This is a genomic window from Brevundimonas sp. EU05-FHT14B07 (assembly GCF_058790795.1).
In genome coordinates, this window is record NZ_JBYTCZ010000006.1 from 94,847 (window position 1) to 111,551 (window position 16,705).

Genomic DNA, 16,705 nt, shown 5'->3' on the forward strand with positions numbered 1-16,705 from the left:
ACAGCAGGAGTCATCGTCATGTCAGAAAAGACGTTCAAGGCCGGCGACAAGGTGAAGTGGGATCACAGCCAGGGCACCACGACCGGCAAGGTGGTCAAGAAGGTCACTTCGGAAACCAAGATCAAGGGCCACAAGGTTGCGGCTTCCAAGGACAATCCGGAGTATATCGTCGAAAGCGCCAAGACCGGCGCACGCGCGGCGCACAAGCCGTCGGAGTTGAAGAAGGCATGACCCCGAACGGCCTGTGGCGCGGCGTCGCCCTTTCGGCCCTTGTCCTGTCTGCGCTGTCCATCGCCGGATGCGGAGACAAGGATGCGGCCAAGACGCCTGCCGCGACCAAGGCCGCCCGTCCTGCTGCGCCCGCCGCCGCCGCGCCGGTGCTGCAGATCCGCCCTGAAACCAAGACCTTCCGGGACTGGAGCGCCACCTGCGGTAACGACGGGACCTGCTGGGCCTTCGGCTTCGCGCCCGAGTTCGCCGCCGGCTGGGTCCGCATCACCCTGGCGCCCGGTCCGGACGCCCAGCCGCAACTCCTCTTCGGCTATTGGCCCGACGGCGACGCCAAGGGCGCCGGCCCCCTCAGCCTGACCATCGACGGCCGCGCCTATCCGGCTGTGCGCGGCGAGGCGAGCGACGCAGAGGCACCCGTCGGTGAGATCCGCGACGGCGCCCGCACTACCCTCGACGCCCTGGCCCAAGGCAAGGTCATGATCATTCGCGGCGCCTCGACCCAGGAGGTCTCGCTGCACGGCGCCGCCGCCGCCCTGTTGTGGATCGACGAGAAGCAGGGACGTCTGAATACGCCAACCGCCCTGATCCGACGCGGCGACGGCCCGGCCACCCTCGTTCCTGTCGCGCCGCCGCTGCCGACCGTCACCCCCGCCCCGGCCGTCGATCAGGCAGGTTTCGGCGATCAGAACCAGCGCCTGCCCGCCGCGCTGCGCGCTCGCACCGAGGTCGGCGACTGCCTCAAGGAGTCGGCCATGCCGGCCGTCAGCGACATGGTCATGTCCGCCCGGCTGGACGCCCGCACCGAGCTGTGGGCCGTGCCCTGCGGATCGGGGGCCTATAACGTCACCCACAACTGGTATCTGACAGGACCGGGCGGTCGCGACCCCCGGCCCGCAATCCTCGCCGGATCGGAAGGTCCGGGCTCCGATCCCGTCATGCCGGACAACGCGACCGTCAACGGCGCCTATGATCCCAAGACCCGAACCCTGTCGGCCTTTGCCAAGGCGCGGGGCATCGGGGATTGCGGCGCGGCGCAGACCTGGGCCTGGACGGGACAGGGCTTCACACTGACGCAGGAAAGCGTGATGGGCGAATGCGCCGGCGTGCCGTCCGACCTTTGGCCTGTCACCTGGCGCACGCGGTGACCGATCCGGAGGTTCTGATCATCGGCGCGGGTCCGGCCGGCCTGACGGCGGCGACCTATCTGGGGCGCTTTCGTCGGCGGACCCTGGTGGTGGATGGCGGGGCGCCCCGCGCCTGCTGGATCCCGCTCAGCCACAATATGCCGGGCTTTCCGGCCGGCATCACCGGCGCCGACATCCTGAAGCGGATGCGCGAACAGGCCGAGGAATATGGCGCGGTCGTCGAACCGGGTCGCGTCCGGAGCCTGACCCACGACGACGACGGCTTCGTTGCTGAGATGGATGGCCGCGCTATCCGCGCCCGCGCCGTCCTGCTGGCGACCGGGGTCGTCGATCATCATCCGGATCTGCCCGGTGTCGAAGCGGCGGTGCAAAAGGCGCTGGTCCGCATCTGTCCCATCTGCGACGGCTATGAGGCGACCGACAAGGCTGTCGCCATCATCGGCCAGAGCGACAAGGGCGCGCGCGAGGCCGCCTTCATGCGCACCTATTCCGACCGTGTGACCTTGATCCATATCGGCGCGCCCGACGCGCTCAGCCGGCGTGACGAACTGGAACGGTTGGGCGTCGAACTGATTCTGGCGCCGCTGGACGCGATCGACATCGAGAACGACCGCGTGACGGCCCTGAGTTACGCCGGCCAGAGCCGCGCGTTCGACCTTGTCTATTCGGCGCTGGGCACATCGCCGAACGCCGATCTCGCCAGGGGGCTGGGCGCGCGTCTGGCCGACGACGGCCGGTTGGAGGTCGATCTGCATCAGGCCACCAGCGTACCGGGCCTCTATGCCGCCGGCGACGTCGTGCGCGGCCTCAACCAGATCGCCGTCGCGACCGCCGAAGCCGCCGTCGCCGCCACCGACATCCACAATCGCCTGCGCCAAGCCGACGGCCTGATCGTCTCAGATTAGGCCTGGGTCGCGACCCAGCCGTCGACGATCCGTTCCAGCACCGACAGGGGCACGCCGCCGGCGGCGAGGGCGGTGTCGTGGAAGCCCTTGATGTCGAACCTGGGCCCCAGAGTCGTCTTGGCCTTTTCGCGCAGGCGGACCCATTCGTTGTGACCGACCTTGTAGGCGCAGGCCTGGCCCGGCCATCCGCAATAGCGTTCGACCTCGGACGTCGCCGCGCCTTCCTGATCGCCATAGGCCTCCATCATGTAGCGGATGCCCTCTTCGCGGCTCCAGCCCTTGGAATGGATGCCGGTGTCGACGACAAGGCGCGCGGCGCGGAACATCAACGATTGCAGGTAGCCGATCTGACCGACCGGATCGTTCTCATAGGCGCCCAGTTCGTCGGCCAGCTGTTCGGCATATAGCCCCCAGCCCTCGACGTAGGACGAGAAGCCCAGCAGGTTCATCAGCAGCGGCGCGGACTCGCTCTCCTGCTGCAGGCTGATCTGCAAGTGGTGGCCCGGCGTCGCCTCGTGATAGGTCAGGGTCGGCAGGGTCCAGGACGGCCATTCCGCCGTGTCCTTCAGATTGATCCAGTAGATGCCGGGCCGCGTCCCATCCAGGCTGGGCGAGTTATAATAGCCCATCGGCGCGCCAGCCTCGATCTCGGGCGGGACGCGCTTGATCTCGACCTTGGCCTTGGGCAGGCGGCCGAACGCGTTGGGCAGGCGGGCCTGCATGTCGGCCATTTGGGCGTTCAGCTTGGCGATCAGCTCGGCCTTGCCGGCGTCGGTGTTGGCGTAGACGTATTTGGGATCATCCCCCAAGGCCTTGATCCGTTCGGCGACCGAACCCTGCGTCAGGCCTTGCGCCTTCAGCAACACATCGGCGCGCGCCGTCAGATCGGCCATCTGTTCCACGCCGGTGCGGTGGATCTCGTCGGCGGTCAGTCGGGTCGTGGTGATGTAGCGCAGGCTGTTGGCGTAATACTGCTCGCCCTGCGGCAGGCGTCGAACCGAGGCCTCGTGCACGGCGTTCGGCTGGGCTGCTTTCAGCACGGCGTTTTGGGCGGCCAGGGCCGGATAGACCCGCTCGGTCACAAGGCGTTCCACCTGCGCGCCCCAGTCGCCGCTCAGGCCCTTGGCGCGGGCCCGATCCACGACCGACTGGGTCAGGGGGGAGGTCGCCGCCGGGGTCGCCAGGACGCCGTCCTGCTGGCGGATCGCCTTGGCCAGGATGAAGTCGGGCGGGATGACGCCCAGCGCATAGTCTTCCTTCAGTCGATCCGTCTCGGCCAGCAGCACGTCGGCGAAGGCGTTGACGCGGGCGACATAGGCGTCGGCGTCGGCGGCCGTCTCGATGGTGTGCTGGTTGGCCAGGAAGTCGGGCGTGGACTGATAGGCGCCGCCCTGCTGGCTGACGCGGTACGGATTGGGCCAGCCGCCCTGGCCGTAGGGGATGTCGTAGGTGGCGATCACCCCGTCCAGATTCTGGGTCAGGCTGTCGTAGTAGTTGGCGTTGCGAGCATCGAGTTTAGAGCGGTCGATGTGGGACAGTTCGGCGCGTTGGCGACGCGTGAAAGCGCGCTGGTCGTCTTCCTCGGCGCGCGTCGGAACGGTCAGTTTGGACTTGGCGGCGGCGCGGTCGCCCTTGTCCAGGCCGAACATGGTGACGACCTCGGGGCTCTTGTCCAGCGTCTGCTCGAACGTGGCGTCCATGAAGGTCTTCAGCTGGGCGGCGGCGTCGCCCTGCGATGCCCCGGCCTGACGCGCGAAGGCGGGGCCGCCGACGGCGACGAGGCCGGCGCCCAGCGCGGCGGACTGAAGAAGACGACGACGATCGAACATGGAACGGCCCCTCGAAATTTGGATGCGGCAATGGAAACTGCATGGGCCGAAGCGGCAAGTGAAATCGCGGACAGCCGTTGCGCGGCCCCAAAGAAAAAGGCCCGGCGGATCGCTCCGCCGGGCCTCATCAGTCTTGGATGCGAAGTTGATTAGTCGCGACGACGACGTCCGCGATCGCCACCGCGATCCCCGCCGTCACGTTTCGGACGACCGCCGGTGTCTTCCGACAGGGGCTCTTCGCCGCGCTCGGCGCGCTCGGCGTTGATCTTGGCCGTCAGGTCTTCACCGGTGGCCTGATCGACGACCTTCATCGACAGCTTGGTCTTGCCGCGATCGTCGAAGCCCAGGAACTTGACCTTGACCTCTTGGCCTTCCGACAGGACGTCTGCCGGGTTGGCGACGCGTTCCAAAGCGATCTGGGACACGTGGACCAGGCCGTCCTTGGCGCCGAAGAAGTTCACGAAGGCGCCGAAATCGACGACCTTGACGACCTTGCCGGAGTAGATGGTTCCGACTTCCGGCTCCGAGGCGATGGACTGGATCCAGGCCTTGGCGGCGTCGATCTTCTCCTGGTCGTTGGCGGCGACCTTGATGGTGCCGTCATCGCCGATGTCGATCTTGGCGCCGGTCTTCTCGACGATCTCGCGGATGACCTTGCCGCCCGAACCGATGACTTCACGGATCTTGTCGACGGGGATCTTGACCGTTTCGATCTTGGGCGCGTGTTCACCCAGTTCGGCGCGCGGCGCATCCATGGCCTTGGACATCTCGTCCAGGATGTGCAGGCGACCGGCCGAAGCCTGCGTCAGGGCCTGCTTCATGATCTCCTTGGTGATGCCGGCGACCTTGATGTCCATCTGAAGGCTGGTGATGCCTTCCGACGTGCCGGCGACCTTGAAGTCCATGTCGCCCAGGTGGTCTTCGTCACCCAGGATGTCCGACAGGATGGCGAACTCACCCGACGGCTCCAGGATCAGGCCCATGGCGATGCCCGAGACCGGACGGACCAGCGGCACGCCGGCGTCCATCAGGGCCAGCGACGAACCGCAGACCGTGGCCATCGAGGACGAGCCGTTCGACTCGGTGATCTCGGAGACCAGACGGATGGTGTAGGGGAAGTCTTCCTTGGTCGGCAGCATCGGACGGATCGCGCGCCAGGCCAGCTTGCCGTGACCGATTTCGCGACGGCCGGGCGAACCCATGCGGCCCGCTTCACCCACCGAATAGGGGGGGAAGTTGTAGTGCAGCAGGAAGTTCTCTTTGTAGGTGCCCTGCAGGCTGTCGATGTACTGCTCGTCCTCGCCGGTGCCGAGGGTGGCGACGACCAGGGCCTGGGTTTCCCCACGCGTGAACAGGGCCGAACCGTGGGTGCGCGGCAGGACGCCGACTTCCGACACGATGGCGCGGACCTTGTCGAGGGCGCGGCCGTCGACGCGGTGCGCGTTCTCGATGATGTCGCGACGCAGGACTTCGGCTTCGCACTCCTTGAAGGCGGCCGAGAACTTGGAACCGTCGACGCCGTCGGGGTTCTCGTCGGTCTTCACCAGCCTGGCGGCGGCGGCCTTCTTGGCGGCGTCGACGCCCGAGCGGCGCTCGTATTTGCCGGCGTGGGTGTAGGCGCTCTTGATGTCTTCGCCGACCAGCGACTTGATCGAGGCGACGACGTCGGAGTGATCTTCGGCCTGGAAGTCGAAGGGCTCCTTGGCGGCGTGTTCAGCCAGTTCGATGATGGCGTCGATCACCGGCTGCATGCCCGCATGCGCGAACATCAGGGCCTCGAGCATCTTCTCTTCCGACAGCTCCTTGGCTTCGGATTCGACCATCATCAGGGCGTCTTGCGTGCCGGCGACCACCAGGTCGAGGTCCGAGGACGGGATCAGGTCGATGGCGGGGTTCAGCACCAGTTCGCCGTCGATCAGGCCGACGCGCGCGGCGCCGATGGGGCCCATGAAGGGCACGCCCGAGATAGTCAGGGCGGCCGAGGCGGCGACCATGCCCAGAACGTCGGGGTCGTTTTCCATGTCGTGCTGCAGCACGGTCACGACGACTTGGGTCTCGTTCTTGAAGCCCTTGACGAACAGCGGGCGGATCGGACGGTCGATCAGGCGGGAAACCAGTGTTTCCTTCTCGGACGGACGGCCTTCACGCTTGAAGTAGCCGCCCGGGATCTTGCCGGCGGCGAAGGTCTTTTCCTGATAGTTGACCGTCAGGGGGAAGAAATCCAGACCGGGCTTGGGCGCGCGGCCATAGACGACGGTGGCCAGAACCACGGTCTCGCCGTAGGTCGCCAGCACGGCGCCGTCGGCCTGGCGGGCGATGCGGCCCGTTTCCAGGGTCAGCGGGCGGCCGGCCCAGTCGATCGTCTTGCGTTTGATGTCGAACATATTTCGTCTTTCGTATCCCGGACGGCGTATTCCGTGCGGGGTCCCATCATGGGGCGGATGCGTCGGCGTTCAGTCCTTCGATCCAGAGGCCGCCGCGCCATCGCGACGACCGGGAGAGGACCGTCATGGCCCTCGCAGCTGCGCCGGTAAGTCCTGCGGCGCACAGGTCGTATTTTTGTAGTCACGCTTTCCGGGCGGCCAACCGGCAGCCACTTGGCCTGGAAGCGCTTAGTTGCACAACGAGGCGCGGACGTGACCGCCCGCGCCTCGAAAGCGTATTCTACACTGTTCCGACGCCTTAGCGGCGCAGGCCCAGTTTGGAGATGAGCGCTTGGTAGCGACCGGCGTCGACCTTGTTCAGGTGGTCGAGCAGGCGGCGACGTTGCGACACCATCTTCAGAAGGCCACGACGCGAGTGGTTGTCCTTCTTGTGGGTCTTGAAGTGTTCGGTGAGGTTGGCGATGCGCTCCGACAGGATCGCGACCTGAACCTCGGCCGAGCCGGTGTCGCCGGCGGAGCGGGCGTTATCGGCGATGATCTCGTGCTTGCGTTCAGCAGTAACCGACATCGTAGAGTCCTTTCTTGGCCTATCGCGCTTCGCGCTACTTGAGGCCGTGGGGTCTCGGCCCTTGCCGGATGGCGCGGGCCTAGAGGTTGAAAACGCGGTCGGGTTCTAGCCGGCCGGCCCGCAACTGACACAGAGCGACGAGGGTCTGGCCCTGAAAGGCTGAAACCGTGCGCGAACCGCCGGTGAGACGATCCTTGAGGGTTTCCACCTGACGGGGGAGCAGAACGATCGGGCGTCCCTGCCGAAGCGAGAAGGCGTCCTGTTCATTCACGGCCAGTTCCGGGATGTCGTCCAGAGCGGTCGCGACGGCAAGCAAGCCTTCCGAGGCGGCGCCCCTATGCACCATTTCCTCCAGAGAATCCAGAGTGACGGCGTTTTGCGTGGTGAACGGGCCAACCCGCTCGCGTCTCAGGGCGCTGACATGACCCTCGGCGCCCAGAACCGCAGCCAGATCGCGCGCCAGCGACCGCACAAAGACGCCCTTGCCGGTGCGGATTGTGATTTCAACGTGGTCGGCGTCGGGCGCGTCGCTGACCTCGGCGGAATGGATGGTCACGCGGCGAGCCTGAAGCTCGAACTCCACCCCGTCGCGGGCCAGGTCATAGGCGCGGGCGCCGTCCACCTTGATCGCGGAAAAGCGCGGCGGCGTCTGGTCGATCTCGCCGACGAAGGCCGGCAGGGCGGCCTTCACCTGATCGACCGTGGGACGCACGTCGGAGCGGCCGATGATCTCGCCCTCGCGGTCCACGCTGTCGGTCGAGACGCCCCAGTTGATGGTGAAGCGATAGACCTTCTGCGCCTCCATCATCATCGGCACGGTCTTGGTCGCCTCGCCGAGCGCGATGGGCAGGATGCCGCTGGCCAGCGGGTCGAGCGTTCCGGCGTGACCGGCCTTCTGGGCGTTGAACAGGCGACGGATGCGGCTGACGGCCTCGGTCGATCCCATCTCGAACGGCTTGTCCAGGCAGACCCAACCGTCGACGATGTCGCCCTTCTTCTTGCGAGCCATTATGCTTGGCCTACCGCGCTTCGCGCTACTTGAGGCCGGAGGATCACTGATCGCCCTCGTCGTCGCGGCGCTCCAGGTCGGCGCGGACGCGGGGGTCGTCGAACAGGCGGTCGATGTGGCTGGCGGCGTCGAAGCTTTCGTCGTGGCGGAACTTCAGGTCGGGCGTGAACTTCATATCCAGCCGACGGCCCAGTTGGCCGCGCACGAATTTGGCGTGGACGTTCAGCGCCTTGATGATCTCGCTTTCATGGCCATTGGTCGGCGCGGCCTCGACGCCGGCGCCCAGAGGCTCGACGAAACAGGTGGCGTGTTTCAGGTCCGGCGACAGGCGCACTTCGGTCACGGTGATGGACACCCCGGCCAGGGCCTCGTCGCGGATATCCTCCTCGCGCAGGATGTCGACCAGGGCGTGACGGATCAGCTCGCCGGCGCGCAGCTGGCGCTGGCTAGGTCCGGCGGGGCCGGAGGCGTTGCGGGTGTGTTGCTTGTGGGCCATCGGCCTCTCCTTCTTGTTCGCCCGCTGGGGATCGGACCCGGCCGGATAGGCGAAAGTCGGGCGGTCTAGTCCCGCAGCGGAGGTCTGTCCAGTTTTCGCGCCCGTTCGGCGGCCCGAACCGAGCGCATCACCTCGCCCGAGGTGATGGCCGGCACTGGACGAATGGCCACGCCACCGGCGTTCAGGACGCCGGCCGTCCAGTGATTGCACAGATGCAGGATGGAGAAGGTCTCGCGGCTGGCGAAGAAGCGCGCGTCGTCGCCGGGCCGCAGGGCTGCGATGCGCGGCCGGCCGTTCGACAGATCGAGCGAGGCCTCGATCCGCGCGGCCAGACGCTCGAACCGGGCGCGGCTCAGGGTCAGGGCGGCGCTGTCTTCGCCATAGGCCAGCCGCGGATCCTCTCGACGAGGGGCCAGCATCAGCACCGATCGATTGCCGGGATGCAGAAAGGCGCGCGCCCCGTCCGGCAACCGATCCGAAATCGGGCGCTGATCGACGTAGAATTTCGCATCGCCCCAGCCGATCAGGATCCAGTCGCCGGGCCCCAAGGTTTGAACCGCACTGGCCAGAGGACCGCCACGGCGTTCAAGCGCGGCGCGCGGCACGGCGATATCGGTATGAAAGCCGTTGTCGAGCACCTGAATGACGACCGTATCCGCCGCCGCACGATCCTCCGCGCCCGGCCGGGTCCAGGTCATAAGCGCGGCGACCAGTCCGACCAGCGCCGCCAGCACCAAGGCTCGCATCATCGGCTGAGGTCCAGGACGGCGCACAGGCGGTCGTCGGCCAACAGGGCGCCCGGCGGCGGTCCCTGTCGCACCGGCATCAGTACGAAGCCGTCGCGCCGCACGGCCAGCGCCAGCCATCCGACGGGATGACCGGCGCACAGCCGCGTGTCTTCGTCAGACGTAACGCGCCGCACCTCGATCTGGGCCATCGGCGGCACGGCCATGGCGTCGGCGAAACTTCTGGAGACGCTGGCCGGCTGATCCGCCTGAACCAGCCGATGCGGCGCCGAGGTCAGGCGGCCGCCCGTGGTCGTGCTCAGCGCGCCGCCGTCCACATCGAGCGTCATGTCGGAATTGGTCGCGACATAGCGCCCGGACAGCACGACCTCCCCGACCTCGACCTGTCCGGACACGCGAGGTCTGGTGGAGAGGTCGGTCGGCGCGATCAGGCGGTTCAGAGCCGGTTCGACTACCAAGGCGCCCAGCATGAACAGAGCAAAGGCGCCCGCGCCGACCGCCGCGATCCATTTCAGCGATGGGACGCCGGATGGCGGGGCGGTCGCGCTCATGCGGCCAGTCTAGGGGAACAGGGGTTGAGGAATGGTCACCCGCCCCCGAAAGCCCTAGTTGCGGCCGGGACGACGGGTCGGATCGCTGAGCTGGAACAGGCGCGCCGACAGGCCGGACGCCGATTGCAGCGAGGTCAGTTGGGTCCGGGTGCGGGCGCCCTGCGGATCGGTGATGGTCCACTCTTGCAGACGCATCGGATTGCCGGCGAAGGCCAGCACGACCTGACCGTCGTTCGGGCGGTTGGAATCCCGCGCCGTGATGGCGAAGGCGCCGGACGCCATCCGGGTCACGCGCTCGATGCGCACGCCCTGATCCAGCCGCACATTGCGCGCCAGGAAGGTCGACAGCGGGGTGCGACCCAGCGGCACCTGCTGGAAGCTGTTCAGACGCGGGTCGTAGCGTTTGACGTTATAGCCGTCCGACACGACCAGCAGACCGGCCGGGTTGGTGTATTCGAACCGCATCTTGCCCGGACGCTGCAGATAGAAGCGGCCCTGGCGCGTCTGTCCGTTCGGGCCCGTTTCGGTGAAGGTCCCTTGCGCCGAGGTCAGGGCCTGCAGATAACCCTGCGCCTGTTGAACCACGGCGCGGTCCTCGGCCGACAGGTTCGACTGGGCGTGGGCGGCGTCGAAGGCGCCCAGCGCGATTAGGCCGGTCGTCAGGCCGGCGCCCAGCAGCAGGCTGCGGCGGTGCAGGTCGGAGGTGGCCATAGCCACGGTCTTGGCGCGCGAGGTCATGAAGTTCGTCTCCCGTTCGGGATGGTTGTCGATCCTGCCGTCTTGCCCGGTCGGCTTGGCGTCGGAATGACGCGAGCCTGACCATATTCCGGCGCTGCGATGAAGCCCTGTTCATCGCTAATGGTTCCCAACCACTATGAGTTGACGTGGCGACGCAAACACGCACAACATATCGACGGAAATCGTCTGATTCTCTCTTTCGGCTACGGCGCGGTGAGCTGTTGCGGCGCGGCAATCCGGCCGTTTAGCGAAAGGGGGTGATTTAGATGGTGTCCGCAAACCGCGCGGAAGTCGAAAAAAACGTGTTCGTTCACGCTTATGTTCGACTCCGCTACGGCAAGACGGAGTGGGTTACCGCCCACTACCGCTCCTGGCCGCGAGGCTAGGAATACTCTGGTAGACTTGGGGCGGCCTTTCGGGGTCGCCCCTTTTTTTATTGTGCTTAGGGTCGTCTGATTCGAATCGAGATTCAAGGCGTGCGGACTCGATTCTGCGTCTAAGTCAAATTGGTTGAGAAAAAAATCTGTGGACCGTCACACCATCGGCGGCGGGCCGGCCAGGACGTCGCGCTTGCCGGCGTGGTTGGCGGGGCTGACCACGCCTTCCTGCTCCATCCGCTCGATCAGGGAGGCGGCGCGGTTGTAGCCGATCTGGAGCCGACGCTGGACGTAGCTGGTCGAGGCCTTGCGGTCGCGGGTGACCACGGCCACGGCGCGGTCGTACAGGTCGTCGCCCGAGCCTCCGCCGCCGCCTTCGTCATAGCCGTTGTCGCCGTCGCCGTCCGGTTCGTCGGTGATCAGATCCAGATAGTCGGGCTCGGCCTGCGCCTTCAGGTGTTTGCAGACGTCCTCGACTTCCTTGTCGTCGACGAACGGGCCGTGCAGACGGGTGATGCGCCCGCCGCCGGCCATGTAGAGCATGTCGCCCTGGCCCAGCAGCTGTTCGCCGCCCTGTTCGCCCAGGATGGTGCGGCTGTCGATTTTGGACGTGACCTGGAAGGAGATGCGGGTCGGGAAGTTGGCCTTGATGGTGCCGGTGATGACGTCCACCGACGGGCGCTGGGTGGCCATGATCAGGTGGATGCCGGCGGCGCGGGCCATCTGGGCCAGACGCTGAACCGCGCCCTCGACGTCCTTTCCGGCGACCAACATCAGGTCGGCCATCTCGTCCATGACGACGACCAGGAAGGGCAGGGGTTCGGGGCGGATCTTCTCGGACTCATAGACCGGGCGGCCCTGGTCGTCGAAGCCCGTCTGGACCGTGCGTTCGAAATGCTCGCCCTTGGTCTGGGCCTCTCGGGCGCGCTCGTTGTAGCTGGCGATGTTGCGCACCCCCAGCTTGGACATGCGGCGATAGCGATCCTCCATTTCGCGCACCGTCCACTTCAGGGCGACGACGGCCTTCTTCGGATCGGTCACGACGGGCGCCAGCAGGTGCGGGATACCGTCATAGACCGACAGCTCCAGCATCTTGGGGTCGATCATGATGAAGCGGCATTCGGCCGGGCTGTGGCGATACAGGATCGACAGGATCATGGCGTTGACCCCGACCGACTTGCCCGAGCCGGTGGTGCCCGCGATCAGCAGGTGAGGCATGCGCGCCAAGTCGGCGACATAGGGTTCGCCGCCGATGGTCTCGCCCAGGGCCAGGGGCAGCAGATGGCCCTTCTTGTCGTATTCGGCGCTGGCCAGAAGGTCGCGCAGATAGACGGTCTCGCGCTTGGCGTTGGGCAGCTCGATGCCAATGGCGTTGCGGCCCTGGACCACGGAAATACGACAGGCGCGGGCGGACATCGACCGGGCGATATCGTCGGCCAGGGCGACCACGCGGCCGTGCTTCACGCCCGGCGCGGGCACCAGTTCGTACAGCGTCACGACAGGGCCGGGACGGATCTGGTCGATCACGCCGCGCACGCCGAACTCCTGCAGCACGCCTTCCAGCATCTTGGCGTTCTGTTTCAGGGAGTCCTCGTCCACCGAACCGACGCGCTGGGCCGGCTTGGTCAGGATGCCGAGCGGCGGCAGGTCGAAATCGCCTTCCGGCCGCACGAAGTCGAAGGCCTGCTGGTCCACGTCGTCCTTGCGGGCCTTGGGCGCCTTGACCGCGGCGACGCGCGGCTCGACCGGGCGGGCGGCCGAGGGGCGGGGCGCGGGCTGGACGGCGTCGTCCTCCCAAGGCGGCAGGTCATCATAGGCGGTCTGAGGCGGCTCTTCTGCATAGATCGGGGCCAGCGGAGGCTCTTCCAGTGGCGCGGCGCGGGGCGCTCGGGCCTTGGCAGGCGCCTTTTCGCGGGCGGCCTGGGGCTTAGGCTGAGGCGGCGCGGGTGCGCGCAGCGACTTGCCCCAGTGCAGGGCGTCCAGAAAATCCATGGCGCGCAGGCCGATGGCGAAACCGACCAGCCACAGCCCAGCGACCAGGAAGACGAGGCCTGCAATGATGCGGCCGCCGGGGATATGCAGGGCGCCGAGACCGCGCGCCGCCAGGCCTGTCAGCGCATCGCCCCACAGACCACCCAGACCGGCGGCGAGCGGCCAGGCGGCGGGCGCGGCCAGGGCGGCGAGCGCGCTGGACAGCAGCAGCACCCCGCCGGTCGCAGCCAGGGCTTTCAACGGCGTGGGCTTAAGCCTTTGCTGGATCGCATCGCCGACCGCGCGCGCCAGGCCGAAGGCGACCAGCAGCAGGGCGGCGGGCCAGGCCGCAAGGCCCAGCGATTGCATGAACAGGTCGGCGAACAGGGCCCCGTTCGTCCCAAGCCAGTTGGTCGTCGGCAGGCTGGAGGCGGCATTCAGACTGGCGTCTGACGGATTCCATGACACCAGGGCGACCAGCAGCAAGGTCGCCAGCAGGGCCTGCAAGACCCCCCTGAACCGCACCACGAAGGGCGCGTCCCACAGGATGCGGGCGCTGATCCAGGCCTGACGGCCGATGACGAGGGCGGTGGACATGAAGGGTCGAACCTTCCGGCGGCTGACGTTCGGCCGCCTTTGTCGCATCGTCAGGGTTAAGAGCGCATTTACCAGCTTGGCCTTGGACTGAGAGAGATCGGCATGACAGATTGCCCGATATGAAGCCTGGGATTGTCCTTACTGCCTCGGTCGCCGCTCTTGTCGGGTGCTCGCCGCCCGTAGATCGCGCCCCTCAACGCCAAGCGTTTCAGGTGAACGGCAGGACCTACGAATGGCAGCTTGCTCACGGCGCGGCCGGTAGCCTTTCCATCGTCCGAACGACCTCCGCAGGACAAGGCGTCCCGTATATCGTCATGACGTGTCGTGATCGACGGCGTGGGGCTGTGCAGTTGCGCGGCGACCTGGCGCGCGCGGGGCGGGTGAATATCACCGCTGGCAACACCACCTTTTCATCGGACACGGCTTTGCGAGATCCATCTAGCGGTATTGGATCGGCCACCATTGGTGAAGGTTACTTTGAGCCCAACTGGTTCCAGGCCTTGGCCAGAGCGGATGTTGTCACGGTTTCATCCGACGGCCGGACCTTCAAGGCGCCTGGGCCGGGGGCGGCCGCTGACCACTACAAGCGCTACTGTACGCGATTGGCCAAGGCGTCGCGACCCTGACAAATCGTCCTCTGGACCTTTGGCCGCGACGGCGCGACAAGCCTTCCATGGCTGACACCGAACGCTACGACATCGTCATCGCCGGCGCGGGGCTGACCGGGGCGGCCTTCGCCCTGGCGGCGGCGCAAGGCGGGTTGAAGGTCGTGATGGTCGATCCGCAGCCGTTCAGCGACCAGTTGGCGCCGACCTTCGACGGGCGTTCGACCGCCGTCGCCTTTTCGACGTTCCGCATGCTGGACGCGCTGGGCCTAGGCGAAACCCTGCGTCCCCACGCCTGCCGGATGGACCATATTCTGGTGACGGACGGGCGTCGCCCGGGCGCGGCCAGCCGGTCCGCCTCGCCCGCCTTCCTGCGCTTCGACGCCGACGAAATCGGCGGCCGTACCGGCGGCGAGCCCTTGGGCTATATGGTCGAGAACCGCCGCATCCGCGCGGCCCTGGCCGAGGCGGTGACATGCGCGGGCATCGCGGTGCGGGCGCCGGCGACCGTCGCCAAGGTCGAAACCGATGCGGGCAAGGCGACCGTGACCCTGGCCGATGGATCGACCCTGATCGCGCCGCTGGTCGTCGGCGCCGAGGGGCGGGGATCGACGGTGCGTCGCGCCGCCGGGATCGAGACGGTCGGCTGGGGCTATGGCCAGAGCGGCGTCGTGGCCACGGTGCGGCTGGGTCGCGACCACGGCAATGTCGCCCACGAATATTTCCTGCCCAGCGGCCCCTTCGCCATTCTGCCGCTGACGGATCAGCGCGCCAGCCTGGTCTGGACCGAGACGACGCGGCGGGGCGAGGCCCTGCGCGACGCCTCGGACGACGCCTTCCACGCCCATCTGATGCTGCGGTTCGGGGAGTTTTTAGATGGGGCAACCGTCGAGGGTCCGCGCTTCGTCTATCCGCTGTCGCTCAGCTTGGCCGAAAAGCTGATCGCGCCGCGCATCGCCCTGATCGGGGACGCCGCGCACGGCGTGCATCCGGTCGCCGGCCAGGGGCTGAACATGGGGCTGAAGGATGCGGCCGCTCTGGCCGAGGTTCTGGCCGAGGCTGCGCGTCTGGGCGAGGACATCGGGTCGGAAACCGTCTTGGAGCGTTATGCGCGATGGCGCCGGTTCGACAATGCGGCCCTGGCGGCGGGTTTCGACGCCTTTGTACGCCTGTTTTCGAACGACATCGCACCGGTGCGTCTGGCGCGCGACCTGGGCATGGCGGCGGTCAATCGGATCGGTCCCCTGCGCCGCGCCTTCATGCAGGAGGCGGGCGGAGCGACGGGCGACTTGCCTCGCCTGTTGCGCGGCGAGGCCGTCGTCTAGTTCAACTGCATCCGCACGCGTTCGAAGGTCGTGAACCGCCGCGCCTCCTCGACGCCGTCCAGACCTTGGGCGCGCGCCAGGGCTTGAAGCGAGCCGGCGAGCGCCCCCTGTTTCTCACGCGCCGAGGCGACATCGAGCCACGGTCGGTGATCCTCCGGATCCAGCAGGGCGCGCCGTAGGGCCGACCGCTCCGCGCCTTCATAATCCCGACCGCGAATGGCGCGGCTGAACAGCACGTTCTGCAGCCGGATCAGCGACTGACGATCCGTCACCGGCGCCATCAGGATATCCAGCCGATCCGCGACGTGCGGCATCAGACCGGCGCGAAGCGCGCGCCGCGTCAGTTCGCTGGGCAGGATCAGCCGCCCCTGGCTGAACGGATCCAGGGCGACGGGACCTTCCGGCGTCTCGACGCGAACCATGAAATGGCCGGGAAAATCGACGCCAGCCGCCGTGATGCCGGCCGCGCGCGCCGCGTGCAGATAGAAGACCGCCAGCACCGCAGACAGGCCGCGCCGTCGCTCGGCGACTGCGATGATGTCGGTGTTGTCGGGATGGTCGTAATGGATCAGGTCGCCGTTCAGCCGCAGGTCGGCGCACAGGGTTTCGGCCAGAGCCTCGTCGGGACCTTCGCCGCCGATCCGCTCCTTCAGACTCTCGCAGGCGTTGCGGGCCAGAGCGCGCACAGGCTCGGGATCACGCAAGGGATGGTCATGGATGGCGCAGGCGATCGCCGCCTCCAGCAAGGGAAAGGCGTCGTCTTCGGCCTGACCGGCGGCGGTCAGGACGGCCTCGGCCTCCTCGCGCGTCATGCGATCCCCTCGTCAGCGCCTCTCGACGCCACGAAGATGACGTGGAACGCGCCAAGGAGCCAGCGCCACCATATCAATTCTCAATTCCAGACGTTGCAGGCCCGGCCGATTGCGCCGGATCGCCTCGCCCGCCGCGATCAGCCGATCGTATTGGACCGGCTTCAGCGCCAGCAGGGCCGCCTGCATCGTCGCACGGCGCTTGACTTCGACCACAGCCAGCACCGGACCGCGACAGACCAGCAGGTCGATCTCGCCGGCCCGGCTCTTCAGACGGAAGCCGAGAACGCGATAGCCGCGCAGGATCAGCCACAAGGCCGCGATCCATTCGGCGGCATGACCGGACTTGAACGCCGCCCCGCCCTTCGCCTGACGCCACGCCGCCTTGGGGCGACGGACCGGCGCGGGACGAGACAGGC

At 67.2% G+C, this 16,705-nt stretch carries 15 protein-coding genes; 4 read left to right on the plus strand and 11 right to left on the minus strand.

The genetic code is table 11. The features are described from left to right. Window positions 1–18 precede the first annotated feature (18 nt). From AC3WRC_RS14120 to AC3WRC_RS14130, 3 genes are read left to right on the plus strand one after another with little or no spacing between them, the layout of a single operon-like run. A complete protein-coding gene (locus AC3WRC_RS14120; protein ID WP_017506660.1) occupies window positions 19–231 on the plus strand; it encodes a hypervirulence associated TUDOR domain-containing protein in 213 nt (70 codons plus the stop codon). Then, entirely contained in the window at window positions 228–1,376 is a 1,149-nt protein-coding gene (locus AC3WRC_RS14125) for a DUF1176 domain-containing protein (protein WP_492304259.1), read from the plus strand. The genes AC3WRC_RS14120 and AC3WRC_RS14125 overlap by 4 nt, the downstream gene beginning before the upstream one ends. Then, window positions 1,373–2,281: an NAD(P)/FAD-dependent oxidoreductase gene (locus AC3WRC_RS14130; RefSeq protein WP_492304260.1), complete on the plus strand. Its 909-nt coding sequence runs from the start codon at window positions 1,373–1,375 to the stop codon at window positions 2,279–2,281. The genes AC3WRC_RS14125 and AC3WRC_RS14130 overlap by 4 nt, the downstream gene beginning before the upstream one ends. Here AC3WRC_RS14130 and AC3WRC_RS14135 read toward each other — a convergent pair. The 9 genes from AC3WRC_RS14135 to AC3WRC_RS14175 form a co-directional block, all read right to left on the minus strand. Next, complete coding sequence (locus AC3WRC_RS14135; RefSeq protein WP_492304261.1) at window positions 2,278–4,110, minus strand: DUF885 domain-containing protein; 1,833 nt, start codon at window positions 4,108–4,110, stop codon at window positions 2,278–2,280. The two genes, AC3WRC_RS14130 and AC3WRC_RS14135, sit on opposite strands and share 4 nt — an antisense overlap. A 149-nt stretch (window positions 4,111–4,259) precedes the next feature. Continuing rightward, complete coding sequence (gene pnp / locus AC3WRC_RS14140) at window positions 4,260–6,494, minus strand: polyribonucleotide nucleotidyltransferase (protein ID WP_492304262.1); 2,235 nt, start codon at window positions 6,492–6,494, stop codon at window positions 4,260–4,262. Window positions 6,495–6,792: 298 nt separating this feature from the next. Continuing rightward, window positions 6,793–7,062: a 30S ribosomal protein S15 gene (gene rpsO / locus AC3WRC_RS14145; protein WP_017506665.1), complete on the minus strand. Its 270-nt coding sequence runs from the start codon at window positions 7,060–7,062 to the stop codon at window positions 6,793–6,795. A 79-nt stretch (window positions 7,063–7,141) separates the two neighbouring features. Next, a complete protein-coding gene (gene truB / locus AC3WRC_RS14150) occupies window positions 7,142–8,071 on the minus strand; it encodes a tRNA pseudouridine(55) synthase TruB (protein ID WP_492304263.1) in 930 nt (309 codons plus the stop codon). 43 nt (window positions 8,072–8,114) lie between these two features. Next, window positions 8,115–8,567, minus strand: coding sequence for a 30S ribosome-binding factor RbfA (gene rbfA / locus AC3WRC_RS14155; protein ID WP_055809765.1), 453 nt, complete (start codon window positions 8,565–8,567; stop codon window positions 8,115–8,117). 65 nt (window positions 8,568–8,632) lie between these two features. Continuing rightward, window positions 8,633–9,316, minus strand: coding sequence for a DUF2459 domain-containing protein (locus tag AC3WRC_RS14160; RefSeq protein ID WP_492304264.1), 684 nt, complete (start codon window positions 9,314–9,316; stop codon window positions 8,633–8,635). After that, window positions 9,313–9,864, minus strand: a complete 552-nt coding sequence (locus AC3WRC_RS14165) for a hypothetical protein (RefSeq protein WP_492304265.1) — start codon at window positions 9,862–9,864, stop codon at window positions 9,313–9,315. Before AC3WRC_RS14165 ends, AC3WRC_RS14160 begins: the two co-directional genes overlap by 4 nt. A 54-nt stretch (window positions 9,865–9,918) precedes the next feature. Continuing rightward, a complete protein-coding gene (locus AC3WRC_RS14170; RefSeq protein ID WP_492304266.1) occupies window positions 9,919–10,602 on the minus strand; it encodes a LolA family protein in 684 nt (227 codons plus the stop codon). A gap of 533 nt (window positions 10,603–11,135) precedes the next feature. Then, the gene (locus AC3WRC_RS14175; protein ID WP_492304267.1) at window positions 11,136–13,547 is read right to left on the minus strand and encodes an FtsK/SpoIIIE family DNA translocase; all 2,412 of its coding nucleotides are present in this window, start codon (window positions 13,545–13,547) and stop codon (window positions 11,136–11,138) included. Between the two features lie 673 nt (window positions 13,548–14,220). Here AC3WRC_RS14175 and AC3WRC_RS14180 point away from each other — a divergent pair. Beyond that, complete coding sequence (locus AC3WRC_RS14180) at window positions 14,221–15,477, plus strand: UbiH/UbiF/VisC/COQ6 family ubiquinone biosynthesis hydroxylase (protein WP_492304268.1); 1,257 nt, start codon at window positions 14,221–14,223, stop codon at window positions 15,475–15,477. Here the strand turns inward: AC3WRC_RS14180 and AC3WRC_RS14185 are convergent. After that, window positions 15,474–16,289 (minus strand): transglutaminase family protein, encoded by an 816-nt coding sequence (locus AC3WRC_RS14185; protein ID WP_492304269.1) that lies wholly within the window; start codon window positions 16,287–16,289, stop codon window positions 15,474–15,476. The genes AC3WRC_RS14180 and AC3WRC_RS14185 overlap by 4 nt on opposite strands. Before the next feature lie 12 nt (window positions 16,290–16,301). Continuing rightward, complete coding sequence (locus tag AC3WRC_RS14190; protein WP_492304280.1) at window positions 16,302–16,703, minus strand: YraN family protein; 402 nt, start codon at window positions 16,701–16,703, stop codon at window positions 16,302–16,304. Window positions 16,704–16,705 lie beyond the last annotated feature (2 nt).